18 protein-coding genes are annotated in these 21,634 nt (G+C 64.4%); 10 read left to right on the top strand and 8 right to left on the bottom strand.

Features of this window, described 5'->3' with window-relative positions:
- The first annotated feature begins 17 nt into the window (after positions 1 to 17).
- On the top strand, positions 18 to 3,368 hold the full coding sequence (locus GYK42_RS10810; protein ID WP_166447518.1) for a S41 family peptidase: 3,351 nt from the start codon (positions 18 to 20) through the stop codon (positions 3,366 to 3,368).
- Between the two features lie 5 nt (positions 3,369 to 3,373).
- Here the strand turns inward: GYK42_RS10810 and GYK42_RS10805 are convergent, their stop codons facing one another.
- The 5 genes from GYK42_RS10805 to prpR form a co-directional block, all read right to left on the bottom strand.
- Positions 3,374 to 4,093, bottom strand: a complete 720-nt coding sequence (locus GYK42_RS10805) for a LytR/AlgR family response regulator transcription factor (RefSeq protein ID WP_166447517.1) — start codon at positions 4,091 to 4,093, stop codon at positions 3,374 to 3,376.
- Positions 4,090 to 5,139 (bottom strand): sensor histidine kinase, encoded by a 1,050-nt coding sequence (locus GYK42_RS10800; protein ID WP_346768081.1) that lies wholly within the window; start codon positions 5,137 to 5,139, stop codon positions 4,090 to 4,092. The genes GYK42_RS10805 and GYK42_RS10800 overlap by 4 nt, the downstream gene beginning before the upstream one ends.
- Positions 5,140 to 5,142: 3 nt before the next feature.
- Positions 5,143 to 6,012: an alpha/beta fold hydrolase gene (locus GYK42_RS10795; protein WP_166447516.1), complete on the bottom strand. Its 870-nt coding sequence runs from the start codon at positions 6,010 to 6,012 to the stop codon at positions 5,143 to 5,145.
- A gap of 90 nt (positions 6,013 to 6,102) precedes the next feature.
- On the bottom strand, positions 6,103 to 7,029 hold the full coding sequence (locus GYK42_RS10790) for a phytanoyl-CoA dioxygenase family protein (protein WP_166447515.1): 927 nt from the start codon (positions 7,027 to 7,029) through the stop codon (positions 6,103 to 6,105).
- A 24-nt stretch (positions 7,030 to 7,053) separates the two neighbouring features.
- Positions 7,054 to 8,688, bottom strand: a complete 1,635-nt coding sequence (gene prpR / locus GYK42_RS10785; RefSeq protein WP_166447514.1) for a propionate catabolism operon regulatory protein PrpR — start codon at positions 8,686 to 8,688, stop codon at positions 7,054 to 7,056.
- Between the two features lie 211 nt (positions 8,689 to 8,899).
- Here prpR and GYK42_RS10780 point away from each other — a divergent pair, with 211 nt between their 5' ends.
- Complete coding sequence (locus tag GYK42_RS10780) at positions 8,900 to 12,559, top strand: sensor domain-containing protein (RefSeq protein ID WP_166447513.1); 3,660 nt, start codon at positions 8,900 to 8,902, stop codon at positions 12,557 to 12,559.
- On the opposite strand, the gene xth is transcribed toward GYK42_RS10780, so the two are convergent.
- A complete protein-coding gene (gene xth / locus GYK42_RS10775; RefSeq protein WP_166447512.1) occupies positions 12,556 to 13,320 on the bottom strand; it encodes an exodeoxyribonuclease III in 765 nt (254 codons plus the stop codon). The genes GYK42_RS10780 and xth overlap by 4 nt on opposite strands.
- A 569-nt stretch (positions 13,321 to 13,889) precedes the next feature.
- Between xth and GYK42_RS10770 the strand changes: the two genes are divergently transcribed.
- Genes GYK42_RS10770 through GYK42_RS10755 form a run of 4 tightly spaced genes read left to right on the top strand, consistent with a single transcriptional unit; the run spans position 13,890 to position 15,503 of the window.
- Positions 13,890 to 14,261 (top strand): hypothetical protein, encoded by a 372-nt coding sequence (locus GYK42_RS10770; RefSeq protein WP_034751548.1) that lies wholly within the window; start codon positions 13,890 to 13,892, stop codon positions 14,259 to 14,261.
- Positions 14,262 to 14,271: 10 nt separating this feature from the next.
- Complete coding sequence (locus tag GYK42_RS10765) at positions 14,272 to 14,460, top strand: DUF1653 domain-containing protein (protein ID WP_034782199.1); 189 nt, start codon at positions 14,272 to 14,274, stop codon at positions 14,458 to 14,460.
- A 33-nt stretch (positions 14,461 to 14,493) separates the two neighbouring features.
- Complete coding sequence (locus GYK42_RS10760; RefSeq protein WP_058049645.1) at positions 14,494 to 14,964, top strand: CreA family protein; 471 nt, start codon at positions 14,494 to 14,496, stop codon at positions 14,962 to 14,964.
- 17 nt (positions 14,965 to 14,981) lie between these two features.
- A complete protein-coding gene (locus GYK42_RS10755) occupies positions 14,982 to 15,503 on the top strand; it encodes a hypothetical protein (RefSeq protein WP_200969037.1) in 522 nt (173 codons plus the stop codon).
- A 194-nt stretch (positions 15,504 to 15,697) separates the two neighbouring features.
- Here the strand turns inward: GYK42_RS10755 and GYK42_RS10750 are convergent, their stop codons facing one another.
- Positions 15,698 to 17,191: a leucyl aminopeptidase gene (locus GYK42_RS10750; protein ID WP_166447511.1), complete on the bottom strand. Its 1,494-nt coding sequence runs from the start codon at positions 17,189 to 17,191 to the stop codon at positions 15,698 to 15,700.
- Between the two features lie 67 nt (positions 17,192 to 17,258).
- Here GYK42_RS10750 and lptF point away from each other — a divergent pair, with 67 nt between their 5' ends.
- Genes lptF through GYK42_RS10730 form a run of 4 tightly spaced genes read left to right on the top strand, consistent with a single transcriptional unit; the run spans position 17,259 to position 20,942 of the window.
- Positions 17,259 to 18,404 (top strand): LPS export ABC transporter permease LptF, encoded by a 1,146-nt coding sequence (gene lptF / locus GYK42_RS10745; protein ID WP_166447510.1) that lies wholly within the window; start codon positions 17,259 to 17,261, stop codon positions 18,402 to 18,404.
- The gene (gene lptG / locus GYK42_RS10740) at positions 18,401 to 19,570 is read left to right on the top strand and encodes an LPS export ABC transporter permease LptG (RefSeq protein WP_046682571.1); all 1,170 of its coding nucleotides are present in this window, start codon (positions 18,401 to 18,403) and stop codon (positions 19,568 to 19,570) included. The genes lptF and lptG overlap by 4 nt, the downstream gene beginning before the upstream one ends.
- A complete protein-coding gene (locus GYK42_RS10735; protein ID WP_166447509.1) occupies positions 19,570 to 19,977 on the top strand; it encodes a sirohydrochlorin chelatase in 408 nt (135 codons plus the stop codon). Before lptG ends, GYK42_RS10735 begins: the two co-directional genes overlap by 1 nt.
- Entirely contained in the window at positions 19,974 to 20,942 is a 969-nt protein-coding gene (locus tag GYK42_RS10730; RefSeq protein ID WP_240943551.1) for a Stealth CR1 domain-containing protein, read from the top strand. Before GYK42_RS10735 ends, GYK42_RS10730 begins: the two co-directional genes overlap by 4 nt.
- Here GYK42_RS10730 and GYK42_RS10725 read toward each other — a convergent pair.
- A complete protein-coding gene (locus GYK42_RS10725) occupies positions 20,939 to 21,589 on the bottom strand; it encodes a hypothetical protein (RefSeq protein ID WP_058049641.1) in 651 nt (216 codons plus the stop codon). The two genes, GYK42_RS10730 and GYK42_RS10725, sit on opposite strands and share 4 nt — an antisense overlap.
- Between the last annotated feature and the right edge of the window lie 45 nt (positions 21,590 to 21,634).

Below are 21,634 nucleotides of genomic sequence, written 5' to 3'. Positions count from 1 at the left end.
GCTATCTGGATGCCCACATGAAAATTTCCCGCACTCTTGCCTTGCTCCTGTTGTCCGCCGGCCTGCTGGCTGACGCTGCCGCCGCGCCTTCCGGCAGCTATTTCCGCTTTCCCGCCGTGCGCGGCGATACCGTCGTCTTCACGGCCGAAGGCGATTTGTGGAAAAGCAATCTGCGCGGTGGCGCGGCGCAGCGCCTGACCACGCATCCCGGCTATGAGACGAATGCGGCGATTTCGCGCGATGGCCAATGGCTGGCCTTTTCCGCCGCCTACGAAGGCGCGCAGGAAGCGTATGTGATGCCGTCGGCCGGCGGCTTGCCGCGCCGCATTTCGTATGACAATGGCGGTGTGCTGGTGCTGGGCTGGACGGCGCAGGGCGAAGTGCTGGTCAGCACGCAAAATACGGACGGTCCCGCTTCGCGCCGCATCGTTGCCGCCATCGATCCCGTGAAGCAGACGCGGCGCGTGTTTCCCGTGGCCGACGCCAATGACGCCGTGCTCGACGACGCGGGCAAGACGCTGTTCTTCACGCGTTTCGGCTTGGCGATGACCAACGACAATGTGCGCAATTACCGGGGCGGCGCGCATGCCAGCCTGTGGCGCTATGAGCTCGATGGCAAGAGCGAAGCCGTGCGCATGCATACGGAGCCTGCCGTGTTGGCGGGCAACAACAAGCGCCCCATGTGGTGGCAGGGCCGCGTGTATTACATCAGCGACGCGGGCGGCAGCGACAATCTGTGGAGCATGCTGCCCGACGGCTCCGACCGCCGCGCCTTGACGACCCACACGCAGTGGGACGTGCGCAATGCGCAGCTGGGCGATGGCAAGATCGTGTATCAATTGGGCGCTGATTTGCAGGTGCTGGACCTGGCGACAGGGACGGACTCATCGCCATTGCCGATCAGCCTCGTATCCGACTTCGACCAGCAGCGCGCGCGGCAGATCCGTTCGCCGCTCGACACCCTCTCCAACGTGCAGCTCTCCGGCAAGGATGAGCGCATCATCCTCACGGCGCGCGGCAAGGTCAGCATCGCCGGCACGGGCAGCCTGCGCCGAGTCGACATCGCCATTCCCGATGGGGCAAGGGCGCGCGACGCCGTCTTTTCCAGCGACGAGAAATCCGTCTTCGCCATCGTCGACACGAGCGGAGAGAATGAAATCTGGAAATACGCCGCCGATGGCTCGGGCAAGGGCGAGCAGCTGACGACGCAGGGCGATAATCACCGCTGGAAACTGTATCCGTCGCCGGACGGGCGCTGGCTGGCCCACACGGATAAAAAGGGCCGCTTCTGGCTGCTGGACCTGGCGACCAGGGGCAACCAGCTGATCGACGATGCGGGCAAGGCGGGCGTGGACAAGCACGACGAAGTGCAATGGTCGCCCGACAGCCGCAACCTGGCCATCGTGCGCGTGGCCAGCAACGAGCAGCGCGAGCAGATCGGCCTGTATAACCTTGCATCGAAACAGCTGCAATTCGTCACCAGCGACCGTTATACCTCCGGTTCGCCCGTGTTTTCGCCCGATGGGAAGTGGTTGTACTTCCTGTCGGCGCGCAACTTCCAGCTGGCCAATGGCTCGCCGTGGGGCGACCGCAACATGGGACCCGTGTTCGACAAGCGCATCGGCGTGTATGCGCTGGCGCTGCAGCCGGGCAACCGCTTCCCGTTCCAGCCCGACGATGAGCTGAGCCGTCCGGGAGTGAAACCGGCCGAGACGGACGATGAAAAGGCGGCCGAACAGGCGGCGGAAAAAGCGCTGGAAAAGGCGGGCGGCAAGGGCGCCGTGAAAAAGGCGCCGGCCGCCTTGCCGGCCATCGTCAGCGAGGGCCTGGCCGAGCGACTGTATGAGGTGCCGCTGGCGGCGGGCAATTACAGCGCGCTGGCTGTGGACGACAAGCGCCTGTATTTCCTCGAACGCGACAGCGGCGAGAACAAGTCCAGCCTGAAGACGCTTGCCATAGGCAATGCGGGCTCGAAGCCGGAATTGCTGGTGGCCAATGTGCGCGAATTCGACCTGGCGCAGGATAAAAAACATTTGTACTACAGGACCGCAACCAGCGCCGCGGCCACCGGCCCGGGCGAGATGCTGGTGATCGAGGCGGGCGCCAAGCTGCCGACCGACCTGTCGAAAGCCAGGGTCAAGGTCGACGACTGGACGTTCGTGTCGAATCCGCGCCTGGAATGGAAACAGATGTTCAACGACGCCTGGCGCCTGCACCGCGACTTCCTGTACGACGCGAAGATGCGCGGCGTGAACTGGAAGGCGGCGCGCGACAAATATGCGCCGCTGGTCGAGCGGGTCACGGACCGCGCCGAACTCAATGACGTACTGGGCATGATGGTGGCCGAAGTGGGCGCCCTGCATTCGCAGATCCGTCCCGGCGAATTGCGCCGCACGGAGCAGGAAGGTACGCCGGCGGGCCTCGGCGCCGTGCTGGCGCGCACCAGCGAGGGCTACCGGGTCGAGCATGTCTACCGCAGCGAAGCGGAATTGCCGTCGGCGCGCGCCCCCCTGTCGCGGCCCGAAGTGGATGTGAAGGCGGGCGACGTGATCACGGCCGTCAATGGCAAGGACGTGCTGGCCGCGCGCGACATCAGCGATTTGCTGTTGAACCAGGCCGACAAGCAGGTGCTGCTGCAGGTCAAACGTGGCAAGGGCGCGCCGCGCGCCGTCATCGTCACGCCCGTTAACATGGCGAAGCAGACGGCCCTGCGCTATGGCGACTGGGAACTGAGCCGCGCCGAGCAGGTGGCCACGGCCTCGCAGGGACGCATCGGCTACCTGCACCTGCGCGCCATGGGCGCCAATGACATTGCCTCGTTCGCGCGCGATTTCTACGCCAACGTCAACCGCGAAGGCTTGATCATCGACGTGCGGCGCAATAACGGCGGCAATATCGACAGCTGGATCATTGAAAAACTGCTGCGCAAGGCCTGGGCCTACTGGGCACCGCCGGGCGTGCAGCCGTCGTCGAACATGCAGAATACCTTCCGCGGCCACCTGGTGGTGCTGGTCGATGAACTCACGTATTCCGATGGCGAGACCTTTGCCGCCGGCATCAAGGCATTGAAACTGGCGCCGCTGGTGGGCAAGCGCACGGCCGGCGCCGGCGTCTGGCTCAGCGACAATACGCGCCTGGCCGACAACGGCATGGCGCGCGTGGCGGAAAACGGCCAGTTCGGCATCGACGGCCAGTGGCTGATCGAAGGCGTGGGCGTGGTGCCGGATGTCGAGGTGGAAAACCCGCCGCACGCCACCTTCAACGGTGCCGACCGCCAGCTGGAAGTGGCGCTCGACATGCTGGCGAAAAAGCTCAAGGAGCAGCCGCGTCCCGCATTCCAGGCGCAGCCGATCCCCGCGCTGAAGTAGTCCCGCTACAGGCCGCAGGCGGCCTTGAAGTGTTGCGCGCGGCGGCGCGACACCTCGACCACGCTGCCATCCAGCAGGTGCAGGGCCAGGCCATCGGCGGCGTTCGGCGCCAGCTGCGCCACCTGCGCCAGGTTGACGATCTGGCGCCGGTTGGCGCGCAGGAACTGGGCGGGGTCGAGCTTTTCTTCCAGCTGGTTCAGGGTGCGCAGCATCAGCGGACGCTGTTCTCCGAAATGCACGCGCGTGTAGTTGCCTTCCGATTCCAGCAGGCGGATATCGTCAAACGCCACGAACCAGCAGCGTTCCCCATCCTTGATGAAGACCTTGCGCGGCGCGGGCGGCGGCACGGCTTGCGCCCGCGCGCCGGCGCGCGCCAGCGCCGTGGCCAGGCGCGCCGCCTGCACGGGTTTTTGCAGGTAGTCGAGGGCGCTGACCTCGAACGCCTGCAGCGCGTACTGGTCGAAGGCCGTGCAAAAGATGACGTCGGGCGCCTCGTCGAGGGCTGCCAGCAGGTCGAAGCCGGAACCACCCGGCATCTGCACGTCGAGCAGCAGCAGGTCGGGGCGCAGCTTGCCGATCTGCGCGACGGCGTCGGCCGCGCTGGCCGCCTCGCCCACAATCTCCACGGCGCCGTGCTGCACATGCGGCTCGAGCAGGCGCCGCAGCTCGGCGCGCGCCAGGCGCTCGTCGTCGACCAGCAGCACCTTGAGCGGCGATCCGTTCATGCCTGCTCCGGCAAGTCGATGGTGGCGTACACCCAGCCCGCCTCTTGGCGCAAGGCCAGGCTGGCACGCTCGCCGCAGGCCAGTTGCAAGCGCTGGCGCGCATTGCGCAAGCCGATGCCCGTGGAGCCGGACGCGCCGCGCAGCTGGCCCGTGTTGGCCACCTCGATCCGCAGCGTGTCCATGCCAGCGTTGTGCTGCGCCGCGATGCGGATGTCGCCGCCACCGGCGCTCGCTTCCACGCCGTATTTGACGGCGTTTTCCACCAGCGTTTGCACGGCCATGGGCGGCACGCGCACGTGATCGACGCCAAGTGCGATGTCGAAGCTGACGCGCAGGCGCTCCTCGAAGCGTATCTGCTCGATGGCCAGGTAGGCGCGCACGGCGTCCAGTTCGGCCGCCAGCGGTACCGTCGCGTGCTGGCCCGACTGCAGCGCATGGCGCATCAGGTTGGCCAGTTGATCGATCATGTGCGCGGCCGCGTCGCGGTCTTCGAAGATCAGCGCGCGCACGCTATTGAGGCTGTTGAAGAAAAAATGCGGATTGACTTGCGCCTGCAGGGCGCGCAGTTCCGCTTCCCGTCCATGCAGCTGCAGGCGCAGGGTTTCCGCTTCCAGGTGGGCGGCGCGGCGCAGCGACAGCGTGGTGAAGTAAAACACCGTCCAGGTCAGGAAGACCCCGAACCAGAACAGCAGCGCGCCGGGCAGCCAGGCGATGCCGCTGATGGTGCCGGGCGGGTACATGACGTGGAAGGCCACCGTCACGCTGGCCGTCTGGATGGCGGCCAACAGCAATAATGATGGCAGCACGCGCGTCCAGCGCATGCCGCTCGCCACCCAGCCGCGCCGCTGCAGGACGCCATGCCACAGGTGCGACAGCAGCAGCCCGCCCAGCGAGCCCCAGCAGGCAATCGTCACGACGATGCGCAGCTGCGAGGAGCCGCCATATACGCTGTTGAACAGGGCGAGCGCGCCCCAGCCGGCTAGCTGGAAGGTCCAGTACCAGTTGATCCTGGCCAGCAGCGGCGGCCGGTGCAAGGGTAGGTTCACCGCCTAGTCCAGGAACTGTTCGATGCGCGCAACCATCCAGTCCGGCTGGTCGTACATGATGAAGTGGCGCGCCGTGTCGGCCAGCGCGATCTGCACGCCGGGCAATTGTGCATACTGCTGCTGGAAGGTCGCTTCGATGGCGGCGCGCGGCGCGTAATCCTTGTAGGCGATCCAGGTGCCCAGCACCAGGGTCGGCGATTTTATTTTCGCCACGTCCTGGCGCAGGTCGCTGGCAATCAAGGTGCCCATGGTTTTGATCACCGTTTCGGGGTCCGAGCGCTGGCCCCAGCCGATGATGCGTTCCACATCGGCCGGCGCGCTGGCCATGCCGCTTACCGTGCGGCGCTGGCTGGCGATGGTGGTCGCCGCATCCTGGGTCCGCATGGCCGCTTGCATCTGGCTTGACATGGCTTGCAGTTGTTCCGGCGTGCTCGATGGCAGCTGTGCCGCACCCAGCGCCGGCAGCGAATCGACGATCAGCAGCTTGCCCGTCTGCTGCGGATGGTCGATGGCCATTTTCAGGGCCAGGAAGCCGCCCAGGCTATGCCCGATGATGGCCGGCTGGCTCAGTTTTTTCGCCACGATGTAATCGGCCAGCTGTTTTTCCGCCTGCGCCAGCAGGTCGCCTTCGATGGCCGGCACGCCGGCAAAGCCGGCCAGTGTCAGTACGTGGCATTGGCGTGTGGTTTGCGGACCGCACAGGCGCGCCACCGTGCCTTGCCAGACTTCGCCCGACGACGCCAGGCCGGGAATCAGGATCAGCGGGCGGCCCTGGCCCGTAACGTCAACCGTGAAGGCCGCAGGCGCGGCGGCCTGGCTGGCGCCCGCCAGCAAGGTGCCGAGTAAAAGCAGTTTTTGCATCGTTCGTTTCATGATGTGTTCCTCCTTGACGACGATGCTAGCGGCGCGTGCATGCGGCCGCCAGCGCTGCGGGATGAGCGGCCGCAGGGCGGGATGAGTGGTTCAGATCCACACATCCTGGTCCTGGCAATGGTCTGGAAGGTAGGTCAGGTACTGCACCATGCGCGGCGCCGGGCCGCGGTTGGGCGTGGCGCAATGGGGCAGGGCCTGGTGCCAGATGATGAAATCGCCGGCCCTGCCTTCGACGGGCACGGGCCGCAAATTGTCGACGGCCCATTCGCGCGGCTGGCGGCCCGGCGGCACTTGCCGCAGCCAGCTGGCCATCTGATGCTGGAAGCCGGGCACGCAGTGAAAGGCGCCGTGTTGCGCGGGACAGTCGCTCAGGTACAGCATGCCTTGCAGCTTGAAGGGAACCGGCTGTTGCAGGCTGACGTCCCAGTGCAGGGCGCTGCCGAGGAAACGGTGCTGCGGCGTTTCCGGCGGATTGAAGCTCACCTTGTCGATGCTGGCATAGATGCCGGTGCCGGTACCGTACAGTTGCTGGAAGGCGTGGCGGATATGCGTGCTGTGGCGGTTTTCCTCGAGGGCCGGATGGTCGGAAAACTGCAGCATCAGGCCCCGCTTGCCCGGGTGCGGCTGGTACCACGATGCCGCATCATCGGGGCTGGCGCCCAGGTAGTCCCAGATGGCTGCCTGGGCAGCTTCGCACTGCGCGCGCGGCACGGCGCCGCGCTGCACGAGGTAGCCGTGCTCCTCGAAATGGCGCAGCTCGGCGGCGGACAGCACGTCCTGGTGCGCGCTGGCGGCGTGCGCCGGACGCACGCGCGTGCGGCCAGCCAGCCACGCCTGGAAGGCTTCCAGGGAAGGGCGTTGCTGGAACAGGAACTGCATGGCGTCTTCCATGGAAATGCCGCGCGCATACAGCGCCTTGATGTCGCGGTGGTCGCGCGCCAGTCCCTGATTGCCGCTCGCGCCACCGTGTGTCGTGCAGCGTTGCCATAACTCGTGCAGCTGAGGCCAGTCGTCCATGGTGTTGTTGGTATGGGTGAAAAATCAGCCGGTACGCAGGCGGCGCCACAGGGTGGTGCGGCTGATGCCGAGGTAATGGGCGGCGGCGTCGCGGCGCCCGCCGAAGCGCGCCAGCACGGCGCTGGCGCTTTCTTCTTCCAGGCGCGGCGCGGAAGTGACAGCTGCGGCTGCCGGCGCCGGCTGTAGTGCCGGCGTGCCGGCAGCGCTGGCCAGTTCCGGCGCCACGCTCAGCACGAAGGCGGGCGTGAGCGCCTGCAGCGGTTCGGCAGCCAGGAACAGGGCCAGGCGCTCGGCCAGGTTGCGCAGTTCGCGCACGTTGCCGGGCCAGTCGTAGCGGCGCAGCAGCGGCGCGCAAGCCTGGATTTCCGCGTGCAGGTTTGGGTGCGGACGGGCGCCCAGCGCGGCCAGCGCGTTTTTCAGCGACCATTCGGCCAGGCCGGGTATGTCGCTGGCGCGTTCGCGCAAGGCGGGCAAATGCAGGCGCAGCACGGCCAGGCGGTAGAACAGGTCGGCACGGAAGCGGCCTTCGCGGATGCGCTGCTCCAGGTCGCAATGCGTAGCGCTGATGATGCGCACATTGATGGCGATGGGGCGCGTGCCGCCCACGCGCACCACTTCACGCTCTTCCAGCACGCGCAGCAGGCGCGTTTGCAGGGCCAGCGGCATTTCGCCGATTTCGTCGAGGAACAGGGTACCGTGGTTGGCCGCTTCGAACAGGCCCGCATGGCCGCCCCGGCGCGCGCCCGTGAAGGCCCCGTCCTCGTGGCCGAACAGTTCCGACTCCAGCAGGGATTCGGCGATGGCGCCGCAATTGATGGCGATGAAGGGCCGGTTCGCGCCCAGGCTGCGCGGGCTTTCGCGGTGGATGGCCTGCGCCACCAGTTCCTTGCCACTCCCCGTTTCGCCCTGGATCAGCACCGTCGCCGGCGAGCGCGCATACAGCACCACCGATTGGCGCAGCGCTTCCATCGCTTCCGATTCGCCGCGCAAATCGTGCAGGCCGTGGCGCGCGCGCAAGGTGTCGGCCACCACCGCGCGGCGTCCCCGGGTCGATTCGATCTGGGTCAGGCGCGCCAGTTCCAGCGCGTCGTCGAAGGCGCGCCGGATGGCCGTGGCCGAATATACGAAGACAGCGGCCAGTCCTGCTTCCTCGGCCAGGTCGGTGACGAGGCCCGCACCGACGACGGCTTTCACGCCGGCCGCCTTCAGTTCATTGATTTGCGCGCGCGCGTCCTCCTCGGTGGCGTAGGTGCGCTGCGCGATCTGGAAGCCGAAGGTGGCGGCAAATTCGGCCAGTTCCGGCATCGGATCCTGGTAGGTGACGACGCCGATGTGCGGCGAGATGCGCCGCGCGCGCGCCAGCGCCTGCATCACGTCATAGCCGCTGGCCTTGGCGATGATGACGGGTACCGACAGCCGGCCTTTCAGGTAGGCGCCGTTGGAGCCGGCCGCGATGACGGCGTCGCAGCGCTCGGTGGCCATGCGTTCGCGGATGTGGCGCACGGCGTCGTCGAAGCCCAGGTTGATCGGTTCGATCGTCGCCAGATCGTCGTATTCGAGCGTGATGTCGCGGAACAGGTCGAACAGCCGCGAGACGGAGACGGTCCAGATGACGGGTTTGTCGCGGTGGTCGAGTGGAGGTTGGGGAGGGCGGCGCATGCTTTATTCTAAACGATTTGTTTCAATTTCTTGCCATGCAACGGCGTTGCAACAGGCGCGTTGCAAGTGGTCTGTGGCGTTTCAGATATTGCCAATAAGGAATATGAAAAAACCCGTGGAAACTGGTTTATGATCTGACAGCACCATGATGCTTGGAGGAATAATTGCCCAGGCACATGTTTATCTCGTCCTTAACCGTCCCATGGTGTCCATGAACCGCGTACCGACCAGTCCCGATTTCATCGCCGATGCCCTGCAGCTGATCGCCTTGCCGGCCTGCGCCTGCGATGCCTGCGGCATGGTGGTGGCGGCGAATGGCGCCTTGCACGCCTTGCTGGGCAGGGATATCGCGGGCCGGCTGCTGGCCGACTGCTTTACGGACGCCTACCGCGCGTCGAGCACGAGCATGATGCGCGGCGCGCTCGGTGCGGCCGGGCGCGAGCGGCAGTGGGATAGCAGTCTGCAAGGGGTATCGGGCGCGATCGCCGTGCAGGTATGGTCGAGGCCGCTGCTGGTGGACGACGGCTTGCCGGGTGCGACCCTCGTGTTTGCCGACATCCGCGTGCAGCAGCGCGACCAGCAAGCCTTGCGCAAGACCATGCTGGAGCAGCAGGCCATCCTGGAAAGCGCGGCCGTCGGCATCATCTTTTCCAAGGGCGGCTTCATCGAGGAATGCAATATCCGCGCCGCCGAGATGCTCGGCTATGCGCGCCACCAGCTGACGGGCATGCCGGGCGCGGTGCTGTACCGCTCCGCCGAGCATTGCCGCGCCCTGGGACTGGAAGCGGCGCCGCTGCTCTCGAAGGGCAAACCTTACCGCACGGAGCTGGAATTGCGGCGCCAGGACGGCACTTTGTTCTGGAGCCGTTTGCACGGGCGCGCCGTCGATCCCCTCAACACGCATGACGGCACGGTCTGGATCATCGAAGATATCAGCGACCACCGGCGCGATGAAGACCAGCTGCGCCGCGCCATGCTGGAAATGCAGGCCGTGATGGACAACGCGCCGCTGGCCATCGGCTTCCAGCGCGACAAGGGCGTGCTGCGCTACAACCGGCGCTTCGCCGAATGCTTCGGCTTCGATGGCGACAGCGGCGTGGGCCTGGCCGTCGCCGACCTGTACCCGTCGCGCGCGGCGTACGAGAACATCGTGCGGCAGGCCGCCCCCCTGTTGCGGCGCGGCTTGCCGTTCCAGGGCGAGATGGAGATGCGCCGCCGCGACGGTTCCACGTTCTGGGCCCTGGCCTACGGCTATGTGCTGAACCCGGAAAACCAGTCCGACCGCGCGCTGCGCGACACGATCTGGCTGTTCGACGACCGCAGCGCGCAGAAGGCGGCCGAGGAAGCGACGCGCCAGTTGATGCTCGAGCAGCAGGCCATTCTCGACAATGCCTCCGTCGGCATCCTGTTTTCCCGTTCGCGCCTGATCCTGCGCTGCAATCCCCGCTTCGCCGAAATGTTCGGCTATGCGCAGGAAGAGATGAAGGGCTTGCCCGCCGCCGAACTGTTTCCCTCGCCCGCCGCCTACGAGCAGTTTGGCGTGCAAGCCACGCCGCTGCTGGGGCAGGGCTTGCCGTACGAGCAGGACGAGTCGCTGTTCCGCCGCCGCGACGGCAGCCTGTTCTGGTGCCGCATCCGCGCCAAGGCCGTCGACCAGACGCACAGCGAGCAGGGCGCCATCTGGATACTCGAAGACATCACGGCCAGCCGCCAGGCGCAGATGGAGGTGGCTGCCATCATGACGAATGCCTCGGTCAGCATCCTGTACACCAAGAACCGCCAGATCACGCGCTACAACCTTGGCTTTGCCGCCATGTTCGGCTACAGCGGCGACGAGGCGCTGGGCTTGCCCGGGCGCGCGCTGTACGTGTCGCAGCAGTCCTACGATTTATTGGGCGCGGCCGCGTTTCCCTTCCTGTCCGTCGGCAAGCCGTTCCAGACGGAAGTGGAGATGATGCGCCGCGACGGCAGCACTCTGTGGGCGCAACTGATCGCCTATGTCGTCAATCCGGACGACCCTGCCGCCGGCACCATCTGGATCATCGAGGACCGCACGGAAGCCAAGCGCGCCGAAGAATCCCTGCGCAACGCGCTGCTGGAAAACCAGGCCATCCTCGACAGCGCCGTGCTGGGCATCTCGGTGATAGAGGGCGGCTACAATTTGCGTGCCAATAGCAAGATGGAAGAGCTGTTCGGCTATGGACCGGGCGAGATCAACGGCCTGTCGGTGCAGGCCCTGTATCCGGACGTGGCCGCGTGGAAGGTGGCGCGCGGCGAGACGGCGCGCGATTTCGAGGCGGGGCGCGTGCACATGTCGGAATACCAGCTGGTGCGCAAGGATGGCAGCCGATTCTGGGCGCGCCTGTCCGGCCGGCCGTTCGACCTGGCGCATGCGCATGGCCGCTCCGTGTGGCTGGTCGACGACGTGACGGCGCGCCGCGAGGCTGCCGAGGCGGTGCGCCGCGCGCGCGACGAACTGGAATTGCGCGTGCAGGAGCGCACGGCCGAACTGGCCGGCGCCAACTTGCTGCTGCAGGGCGAGATCGCCGAGCGGCGCCAGGCCGAGGCGCGAGTGCACCACATGGCCTATCACGACAACCTGACGGGCTTGCCGAACCGCGCGCTGCTGTCGGACCGGCTGGAACGGGCCATGCTGGCGTCGCAGCGCTTGGGGCGCAAGCTGGCCGTGATGTTCATCGATCTCGATCGCTTCAAGACGATCAACGATTCGCTGGGCCACATGACGGGCGATTTGCTGCTCAAGGAAGTCGCCGCCCGGCTGTGCGGCGCCGTGCGCGCCAGCGATACGGTGGCGCGCCTGGGCGGCGACGAATTCGTCGTGCTGGTGCCGGGCATCCGCGGCGGCGAGGAAGCGGCGCGCGTGGCGGAGAAGATCATCGAGGCGCTCACGCCCGCCTTCCCGCTCGACGGTCATGTGCTGCACGTGACGCCATCGATCGGTATCTGCGTGTATCCGGACGATGGCGGCGACGTCGACGCCCTGATGCGCCATGCGGATGCGGCCATGTACCACGCCAAGGGCAATGGCCGCAATAACTACCAGTTCTTCATGCAGACGATGAACCAGGCGGCGGCCCTGCATTTTGATCTGGAAAGCAGCTTGCGCACGGCGTTGGCGCTGCAGCAGTTCGAGCTGGTTTACCAGCCCGTCATCGATATCGCCACGCGCCGCCTGCACGGCATGGAAGTGCTGCTGCGCTGGCGCCGTCCGGGCCACGGCCTGGTGCTGCCGGACCGCTTCATTCCCATCATGGAGGAAAATGGCTTGATCGTGCCGGTGGGCGAGTGGGTGATGCGCCAGGCCTGCGAGCAAAGCATGGCCTGGCGGCGCCAGGGCTTGCAGCCCGTGCCACTGGCGGTGAATCTGTCGCCGCGCCAGTTCATGCACAAGGGCCTGGTGGCGGCGATTGGCGCCGTGGTGCGGGAAACGGGCATCGATCCGTCGCTGCTGGAATTCGAGATCACCGAGACGGCGCTGATGCAGCACGGCGAGCATACGCTGGAGATTCTGCGGCAGATCAATGGCATGGGCCTGCGCCTGTCGATCGACGATTTCGGCACCGGCTATTCCAGCCTGGCCTACCTGAAGCGCTTCCCCGTGAAGAAGGTCAAGATCGACCGCGCCTTCATCAAGGACCTCGAGCACAGCGCGGAAGACCGCGCCATCGTGGCGGCCATCATCGCGCTGGCCGACAGCCTGCAATTATCGGCCGTGGCCGAGGGGGTGGAAACGGAAGAACAGTTCGCCCTGTTGCAGGCGAATGGCTGCCGCTATGCGCAGGGCTATCTGTTTTCCGCGCCGGTACCCGCTGCCAATGCGCAATCGCTGTTGGAACGCTTGCCTGCTTAGTCGATCGTTGCGATCACCGGTGCATGGTCGGACGGCTGTTCCCACTTGCGGGGCACGCGGTCGATCACGCAGGCCTTGCAGCGGCCGGCCAGGGCGGGCGAGAGCAGGATATGATCAATGCGCAGGCCCTTGTTCAGGCGGAAGCCCAACTGACGGTAATCCCACCAGCTGAACGATTTGTCCGCCTGCTCGAACAGGCGGAAGGCGTCCGTCAGGCCGATGTCGAACAGGCGCTGCAAGGCGGCGCGTTCCTTGTCCGAGACCAGCACCTGGCCGGCCCAGGCGACAGGATCGTGCACGTCGCGGTCGTCGGGGGCGATATTGTAGTCGCCGACGACGGCCAGCTGCGGATGCTGCAGCGCTTCTTCGGCCAGCCAGTCGTGCAGGGCGGACAGCCAGCCCAGCTTGTATTCGTATTTGTCCGAGTCGACGCTCTGGCCGTTCGGCACGTAGGCGCAGACGACGCGCACGCCTTTGACGGTGGCGGCCAGGATGCGTTGCTGCGCATCTTCATAGCGGGGATTGTTCTTGACCACGTCGGTGATCGGCAGCTTCGACAGGATGGCCACGCCGTTGTACGTCTTCTGGCCGCTGAAGACTACCTGGTAGCCGGCCGCCTCGATCTCGGCGACGGGGAACTTGTCATCCGTGAGCTTGGTTTCTTGCAAGCACAGTATGTCGACCGGGTTGTCGGTCAGCCACTGCAGCACTTGCGGCAGGCGCACTTTGAGCGAGTTGACGTTCCAGGTGGCGAGTTTCATGGGAAAAATCCTTGCTTGAATAGGTGGCGATAGGCGCGAATCTTACCGCATGCGTGCCGATGGCGTCCGGCCCCGCTTGCCGGGCATGGCTTTATTGACTGGCAGCGAAAAAGGGGTGCCAATAAAGTATTTGTATTTAACCAATCGTGGCGCATGAATATTATGTTTTTGTGTATCATTGATCAACCCCTATGTTTGATTTGGCATAAGTGGCTGGCGTGGCGGGCTGCGTCTTGCCGTTTGACGCGACAAAGGTGTAAAGTTTCTCGCTAAAACGCGATAAAAACTACTAAAATGGCACAATGTAACAACTGTGTCATACGGCTTTGTTACAGCCAAGTTAGGAACCGAACAGGAAGCAGTTGTAATTAGTTGTAATTGCTATTCCGATTACATGACCACTGTGCCGGGGACGGAGCGTCAATTCCGTCTCTGGCGCCGCCAGACTTGTTATATAAATTGCAGTACTGTATCTATGAGACTGTTTTGCGACATCAATAGATGGTACTATTTTGAAATGTTGCAGTTTTAATAGTGAGACTTGCGCGTAGCATTTGCAAAGGAAGAAAATGCGAACTGCATTTGAAGCGTGGGCGCAGCGTGACGGCCACATTGTGCGGCGAAGAGAAGACAAACCGGATGAGTACCTGATTTTCGAGACCCAGCGCCGCTGGGTTATCTGGCAGGCTGCTCTGACGCATGGCAAGACGGCTGCCAAGCCGCGCGTGAGCGCGGCCGAAAAGGCGGCGAAAGCCCAGCGCGCGCTGGAAATGTCCTCCGATGAAGCGACCGTGCGCAACAAGGTGCTCAATGAGGTGCTCGACGCCTTCAGCGGCGCCGATGGCGCGGCCGGCATGGAAGGCATACTCAAAGTGATCCAGGGCCTGAAGCAGAAGCAGAAGGCGCTGGCCGACGACAAGAGCGAAGATTCAACGGCTTGAGGGGACGGCGATGCGTTATCGGCACTACAAGGGCGGCATTTACGAACTGGTGTGCGAAGCCACGCTGGAAGCGGATCTGACGCCGATGATCGTCTATCGCGCCGCAGACGGTTCCATCTGGACCCGGCCGAAAGACGTGTTTTTTCAACTGATCGAAGTCGAAGGCGTCATGGTCCAGCGTTTCGCTCCCATCAACTGATGGCCGCCTGCGTGCGTGCCCGGGATTTTCTTCATGCGTAAATTGCTGCCTGCCGCTTTGGTGCTGGGTTTTGCCTGCGCCGCGGCGCATGCCGAAACCATCGGCTCCGTCGACACGGTGTTCAAACTGATCGGCCCTGACCACAAGATCGTCGTCGAAGCGTATGACGATCCCCGCGTCGCCGGCGTGAGCTGCTATCTGTCGCGCGCCAAGACGGGCGGCATCAAGGGCGCCGTCGGCCTGGCCGAAGACAAGGCCGATGCGGCCGTGGCCTGCCGTCAGGTGGGGCCGCTGCAATTCAAGGGCAAGCTGCCGCGCCAGGAAGAAGTGTTCACCGAGCGTGCCTCAATCTTCTTCAAGCACGTGCGCGTCGTGCGCATGGTCGACAGCAAGCGCAATGCGCTCGTCTACCTCGTGTATTCCGACCGCCTGATCGACGGCAGTCCGAAAAACAGCGTCACCGCCGTCGCCGTGCCCGGCGACCAGCCGATTCCCGTCCGTTAAGCGAGCATCCCATGCGCATGCCATCGTCTGCAGCCCTTGCCGCCAGGACGCTGCTGCTGTTTGGCCTGGGCGGCTGCGCCACCCTGACGGGCAACACCGAGCAGATGGTGCTGGTGCAAACCATCCAGGACAACCGCGAGCTGACGGGCGCCGGCTGCATCCTCAGCAACGACGTGGGCAAGTGGTTTGTCACCACGCCCGGACGCATCACCATCCGCAAGAGCCAGGAACCGTTGAGGGTCGACTGCCGCAAGCATGGTTCACCGGCCATCGCGACGGACGACCACATCGACCCCAAGCTCAATGGCAGCGTCTGGGGCAATGTCATCCTGACCCTGGGCGTCGGTTATTTCGTCGATCGCAACACGGGCGCCGGCTTCGACTACCCATCGATTCTGACCATCGTCATGCAGGATCCCGCGCGCCTGGCGCCGCCGCCCGCGCCCGTCGCCGTGAAACCGCCAGCGCCCGCCGTGCCGGAAACGGTGGTGCAGCCGAAGGTGGCGCCATCGCCGTTGCCCAATCCTGTCGTCTATTAATTAGCACGCCACGCATGAAAAAGCCGCCAGGTCAGTGACCATGGCGGCTGTCTTCTTACACTTACGTCACGATGCCTGACAAAACCGTAGCGAGCGGGAGCTAGTGGTGGCCGAGAAGCGCAGCTGTACTTTATGTACAGCGAGCATCGCCGGCCGCCAATAGCCCCGCGCAGTAGGTTTGGTCTGGTGTTCCCTTACACGCGGTTGATCAGGAACGTCGTCAGCAAAGGTACTGGACGGCCGGTTGCGCCTTTTGCGCCGCCCGATTTCCATGCCGTGCCGGCGATGTCCAGATGCGCCCAGGTGTACTTCTTGGTGAAGTTTTCCAGGAAGGCCGCTGCCGTCACCGCGCCGCCGCCTGGCGTGCCGATGTTGGCCAGGTCGGCGAAGTTCGATTTCAACTGCTCGTTGTACGCCTCTTCGATCGGCATGCGCCATGCCGTGTCGCTCGACTGCTTGCCCGCTGCCAGCAATTCATTGGCCAGCTGGTCATGCGCCGCATCGCTGCGCGTAAACAGGCCGCTGTTGTGATGGCCCAGGGCGACGACGCAAGCGCCCGTCAGGGTGGCGATATCGACCACGGCTGCCGGTTTGAAGCGTTCGGCGTAGGTCAGCGCGTCGCACAGCACCAGACGGCCTTCGGCGTCCGTGTTCAGCACTTCGATGGTCAGGCCGTTCATGGAGGTGACGATGTCGCCCGGCTTGGTGGCGCGGCCCGACGGCATGTTTTCGCATGCGGCGATGACGCCGATGACGTTCAGCTTCAGGTTCATTTCGCCGATGGCGCGGAAGGTGCCCAGCACCGAGGCAGCGCCGCACATGTCGTACTTCATTTCATCCATGCCAGGACCGGCCTTGATCGAAATGCCGCCCGTGTCGAAGGTGATGCCCTTGCCGACCAGGACGACCGGCGCATCCTTGGCCTTGCCGCCCATGTGCTTCAGGACGATGAATTTCGGCGGCTGCTCGCTGCCGTTGGTGACGGACAGGAAGCTGCCCATCTTCAGCGCTTCGAGTTGTTTGCGGTCCAGTACTTCGACTTCGAATTTGTAATCCTTGGCCAGCTGCTTGGCCGTGTTGGCCAGGTAGGTCGGGTTGGCGACGTTCGCGGGCAGGTCGCCCAGGTTGCGCGTCAGGTCGGAGCCGTTGGCGATGGCGATGGCTTGGGCCAGCGCGCCGCGCGTGGCGCTTGTCGCTGGCGCTGCCAGGACGATCTTGCGCACGCCTGCTGGCGCCGGATCTTTTTTGCTTTTTTGCGAGTCGCAGCGGTATTCGCTGTCGTGGGCGGCTTGCACCACGCAACGGATTGCCCAATTTACGTCGCGCTCTTTCACTTCCGCCAGCGGTAATGCGATAATGGCGTCCGCAGCGCCCAGCGAGCCGAAGGCCTTCAGTGCGGCTTGTACGCCGGTTGCGAAGCTTTTTTCGCTGACAGTGTCATCGCTGCCCATGCCTACCAGCAGAACACGGTCGGCGCTAACGCCATCGACTGCGCGCAGCAGCAAGGTGCTGCCAGGCTTGCCGCTGATGTCGCCGGACTTCAGCGCAGCCGAAATCGCACCCTTGCTGTCCAGCGATTTTGCCGCTGGCGACAGTTTTTTGTTTTCGAATACCGCAACCGCGATGCATCCGCTTTTGGCCGTGCCGAGGGTGCTCTTGGTATCGAATGCTTTTATGCTAAAGTCCATTTGGTTCTCCGTTTTCATTTACTAGTAACGTGTTACTCAACTAACTGACCCGAATTATAAACTCCGAATGATCTTTCAACGCGCCCTTCGACGTGAATTGGCTAGTGCCGCCGGGGCCACCTTCACAGTTTTGTTCAGCATCCTGCTCACCTGGATGCTGATCGGTATTCTCGGCAAGGCGGCGGGCGGCAAGATCGCATCGGCCGACGTCATGTCCCTGATGGTTTTTTCCGCCCTGATGCAGCTGCCCACCATCATCATCCTCACCGGATTCATTTCGGTGCTGATGGTCGTCACGCGCAGCTACAAGGAGTCGGAGATGGTGGTGTGGTTCGCCTCGGGCCTGAGCCTGTCGCGCTGGATCTGGCCCGTGCTCAGCTTCGGTCTGCCGCTTGTGCTGGCCACCGGCGTCCTGAGCCTGTACGCCACGCCGTGGGCGCAAAAGAAAAGCGATGAATACGTGGCGCGCTTTGAAAAGCGCGAAGACCTGCAGAAAGTCACGCCGGGCCAGTTCCGCGAATCGGCCGGCAGCAACCGCATCTTCTTCGTCGAGGGCGTCAGCGGCGAAAAGAACGTGGTGCAGAACGTTTTCGTCAATACCGTCGATGAAAAAGGCAGCGCCGTCGTCGTCGTCGCCAGGGAAGGCGTGATCAATACGGACGCCAAGGGCGAACGCTTCCTGGTGCTCAAGAGCGGTCGCCGCTACCAGGGCGTGCCGACGCAAGCGGACTTCCAGACCATGGAATTCGAACAGTACATCATGCGCATCGAGAGCAAGCAGCAGGAACTGGGCGCGGAACTGGGCGTGCGCGCCATGAGCACCATGGCGCTCATCGCCGAGCCGAATCCGTACACCATGGCCGAATTGCTGTGGCGGGTCAGCGCGCCCCTGATCGGGCTGATGCTGATTTTGCTGGCCATTCCGCTGGGCTTTGTCAACCCGCGCGCCGGCAGTTCGACCAATCTGATTATCGCCTTGCTGATTTTCTTTACGTACAGCAACCTGATCAAGGTCATCGAAGCGAGCGTGAAACAGGGCCGCATGACCTTTGGCCTGGCCTGGTGGCCGCTGCACCTGCTGGCGGCGCTGGCCGTGGTGGTGCTGTTTGCGTGGCGCCTGAATGTGAACCACCGCTATCATCCGCTGGTCCTGCTGGCGGCGTTCAAGCGCGCGCGCCGCGCCGGCAATACAAGTAAAGCGGCACCGAAATGAAGATTTTACAGCGCTATTTTGCGGTCTCGATATTCCAGGCGGTGCTGTTCGTGCTGCTCGCCTTTTTGGCACTGCAAGCCTTCATCGACCTGACGGGCGAGCTGCCCAAGGTGGGCCGCAACGGCTACACCATCCAGTATGCCTTCCTGTATGTGCTGGTGCTTGTGCCGGGGCACGTGTACGAGGTGATGCCGATCGCGGCGCTGATCGGCACCATCTACACGATGGCGCAGTTTGCCGCCAGTTCCGAATTTACCATCATGCGCGCATCGAGCATGTCGACGGCGATGGCGGCCGGTTTCCTGTTCCGCATCGGTATCGTTTTCGTCGTCATCACCTTTATCTTCGGTGAACTGATCACGCCGCGCACGGAGCCGCTGGCCGAACGCCTCAAGCTGACGTCGCGCGGCGCGGCCGTGTCGAGCGAATTTCGCTCGGGCCTGTGGACCAAGGATATGGTCAAGAGCGACGGCCTGACGGGCACCGTCACCGGTTCGCGCTTTTTCAATGTGGGCGAGGCGCGTCCGGATGGCCAGCTGAAAAACGTCAAGCTGTATGAATTCGACACCGACATGCGCTTGCGCACCCTGACCGTGGCCAAGGGCGCGACATATCAGGGCAATAATATCTGGCGCCTGACCGACGTGACGGAAACCTCGTTCTCGAACAGCGCGGCCACCTCGCCCGGCTTCGAGCCGAAGCTGGCGAACTACTTTGGACAGGAAACGAGCCTGGTGCGTACGGTGCAAAGCGCCAGCAAGGACATGACGTCGGAAGTGACGCCGAAGATCCTGACGGTGTCGGCCTCCGATCCCGAACGCATGTCAGCCAGCGAACTGGCCGTGTACACGCGTCACCTGGCCGAGAACAAGCAGGAAACGGAGCGTTTCCGCATCGCCTTCTGGAAAAAGCTGATCGATCCGCTGGCCATTTTCGTGCTGATGGCGCTGGCGCTGCCGTTCGCCTACATGCATACGCGCAGCGGCGGCATCAGCCTGAAGATCTTCATCGGCATCATGATCGGCGTGAGCTTCATGCTGGTCAACACCCTGTTCTCGCATCTCGGGCTGCTCAGCACCTGGCCGGCCTTCCTGACGGCGGTGGCGCCGAGCGCCCTGTATCTGCTGCTGGCGCTGGGCGCCCTGTGGTGGGTGGAGCGGCACTGATGGAGACGAACGTGAAACAGGCGCTGATCTTGTTTGCCCATGGCGCGCGCGCCGCATCATGGGCCGCGCCGTTCGAGCGCCTGCGCGACCTGACCCAGGCGCGCATGCCCGGCACCGGGGTGCACCTGGCCTTCCTCGAGCTGATGACGCCGCGCCTGCCTGAACTGGTGGCGACCCTGCTGGACGAGCTGCCCGCCGGCTCTATCCTGGACGTCACCGTGGTGCCGGTGTTCCTGGGGCAGGGCGGACATGTGCTGCGCGACTTGCCGCTGCTGCTGGAAGAACTGCGCCAGCAGCATCCGGCACTGCGCCTGAAGGTGGTCGAGGCGGTCGGCGAGAACGCCAGCGTGCTCGCCGCCATCGCCGATTACTGCGTGGCGGCGCCAGGCTCCAGCCCTATCCCTTGAGCGGCATCGACATCGTCTACCTGTGGGTGGACGGCGCCGATCCCGCCTGGCGCGCGCGCCGGCAGCAAGCCTATGCCGCCTGGGCCCAGACGCATCCCGGCCAGCTGGCCCTGCACGGCAACGTGGCGGGGCGCTACCGCGACAACGGCGAACTGCGCTACAACCTGCGCGCGCTTGAGCGCTTCTTCCCTGGCCACGGCCATATCTACCTGCTGACGGACCGGCAAGTGCCGGCCTGGCTGCGCGCATCAAAGCGCCTGACGGTGATCGACCATGCGAGCCTGATGCCCGATGCATCGCTGCCCGTGTTCGACTCCGGCCATATCGAATCGTATCTGCACCATATTCCGGGCCTGTCCGAACGCTTCCTGTATCTGAACGACGACGTGTTTTTCGGTGCGCCGTTCGAGCCCGCATTCTGGTTTGGCGGGGAAGGCGACCTGCGTTTGAGCGTGTTCACGGAGAGTGCGCCGCATGATGATCTGCAGGACTTGCGCGCCGACGTGGCCGCGCCAGTCAACTGCGCGACCTTGTCGCGGCAATGGCTGTCGGCGCAGTACGCGGAATACCTGCATGAACCGCGCCTGTATGCGCATGCGCCGCGGCCCATGCTGAAAAGCGCGTTGCATGCACTGGAAGGGCTGGCGCCGGCCATGTTTGCCGGCGTGCGCGCGACGGTGTTCCGCTCGTGGCAGGTGCCGGCATTGCTGCCCGACCTGGTGCCGCGCTGGATGGTGCATCAGGGATTTGCAAGGTCGCGCATGCTCGACCCGCTGCATATCGCCAGCGGCGATGTGACTGCGCCGCAGCAGCTTGAGGAACTGGCGGCGCGTTTTGGCAGCTTGCCGTTTTTCTGCATCAACGATACCTGCGACGAGGCGGAGGACGACGACCCGCGCCTGCTGCGCGTGGCCGCCACCTTGCAACGGCTGCTGCCGCTGCCATCCGCATTTGAAAGTGCTTAAGCCGTTTTTTTCTTCGGCGCCAGGCTGATGCGGGCGGCGGCCGTGCTGTCGGACAGCGAAGCGAGGAACAGCAGCAAATAGGCGCCCAGTTCGAAGACTTCTTCGCCGAGCAGCGCGTAGGCGTCCGGCATGCCATGGAAGACCTTCTTGTCGAAGGGCCAGCCGGCGACCATCAGCAAGCCGCCGATGGCCGTCAGGATGGTGATGCGCATGCTGAAAATCAGGCCGGCATGGGCAAACACCTTGCGTGCACGCGGCGCGAAAAAGATCAGTATGCGTATCAGGATCAGCAACTCCACCACGCGCAGGGCTTTTTCCAGCTGGGCCCAGGCGGGCGCCGTGCCGAACTGGTCGATATCGAGTTCGCGCAGCAGGAAGCCGAACAGCAGCGCGCACAGGCCGGCATGCATGAGGAAGCGCAAGGACTGGCGGTCGGTCTCTTGCCAGGCGCGCACGCCGTGCACGGTGCAAGCGAGGGCCAGGAACAGCGCTTGCAGCCATTCCAGCAAATGGTTTTCGTCGTCGATATTCGGGAACACCGTCCACAGGGCGATGGAGGCGAGCATGCTGAGCAGCACAGCGCTGGCGACGCCGACATTGCTGCGGCTGAGCGAAGTCAGGGCTTCGCGCATGGAGGTGAAATTCATGTGTGGTCGTAAGGCTAAAGTTGCGCGGCGCGGTATTGCAGCCTG

This window comes from Janthinobacterium lividum (assembly GCF_011601275.1).
GTDB classification, from domain to species: Bacteria; Pseudomonadota; Gammaproteobacteria; order Burkholderiales; family Burkholderiaceae_D; genus Janthinobacterium; species Janthinobacterium lividum_E.
Note: the sequence above shows the minus strand (reverse complement) of the source record. Positions and strands in the feature narration are given on the sequence as shown.

Bases quoted from the DNA above. Each gene is read 5' to 3' on its own strand.
- GYK42_RS10810 (WP_166447518.1), top strand. From the start codon at position 18: ATGAAAATTTCCCGCACTCTTGCCTTGCTCCTGTTGTCCGCCGGCCTG.
- GYK42_RS10735 (WP_166447509.1), top strand. From the start codon at position 19,570: ATGGAGACGAACGTGAAACAGGCGCTGATCTTGTTTGCCCATGGCGCG.
- GYK42_RS10750 (WP_166447511.1), bottom strand. From the start codon at position 17,191: ATGGACTTTAGCATAAAAGCATTCGATACCAAGAGCACCCTCGGCACG.
- lptG (WP_046682571.1), top strand. From the start codon at position 18,401: ATGAAGATTTTACAGCGCTATTTTGCGGTCTCGATATTCCAGGCGGTG.
- GYK42_RS10795 (WP_166447516.1), bottom strand. From the start codon at position 6,012: ATGAAACGAACGATGCAAAAACTGCTTTTACTCGGCACCTTGCTGGCG.
- GYK42_RS10770 (WP_034751548.1), top strand. From the start codon at position 13,890: ATGCGAACTGCATTTGAAGCGTGGGCGCAGCGTGACGGCCACATTGTG.
- prpR (WP_166447514.1), bottom strand. From the start codon at position 8,688: ATGCGCCGCCCTCCCCAACCTCCACTCGACCACCGCGACAAACCCGTC.
- xth (WP_166447512.1), bottom strand. From the start codon at position 13,320: ATGAAACTCGCCACCTGGAACGTCAACTCGCTCAAAGTGCGCCTGCCG.
- GYK42_RS10780 (WP_166447513.1), top strand. From the start codon at position 8,900: ATGAACCGCGTACCGACCAGTCCCGATTTCATCGCCGATGCCCTGCAG.
- lptF (WP_166447510.1), top strand. From the start codon at position 17,259: ATGATCTTTCAACGCGCCCTTCGACGTGAATTGGCTAGTGCCGCCGGG.
- GYK42_RS10760 (WP_058049645.1), top strand. From the start codon at position 14,494: ATGCGTAAATTGCTGCCTGCCGCTTTGGTGCTGGGTTTTGCCTGCGCC.
- GYK42_RS10725 (WP_058049641.1), bottom strand. From the start codon at position 21,589: ATGAATTTCACCTCCATGCGCGAAGCCCTGACTTCGCTCAGCCGCAGC.
- GYK42_RS10755 (WP_200969037.1), top strand. From the start codon at position 14,982: ATGCCATCGTCTGCAGCCCTTGCCGCCAGGACGCTGCTGCTGTTTGGC.
- GYK42_RS10805 (WP_166447517.1), bottom strand. From the start codon at position 4,093: ATGAACGGATCGCCGCTCAAGGTGCTGCTGGTCGACGACGAGCGCCTG.
- GYK42_RS10765 (WP_034782199.1), top strand. From the start codon at position 14,272: ATGCGTTATCGGCACTACAAGGGCGGCATTTACGAACTGGTGTGCGAA.
- GYK42_RS10790 (WP_166447515.1), bottom strand. From the start codon at position 7,029: ATGGACGACTGGCCTCAGCTGCACGAGTTATGGCAACGCTGCACGACA.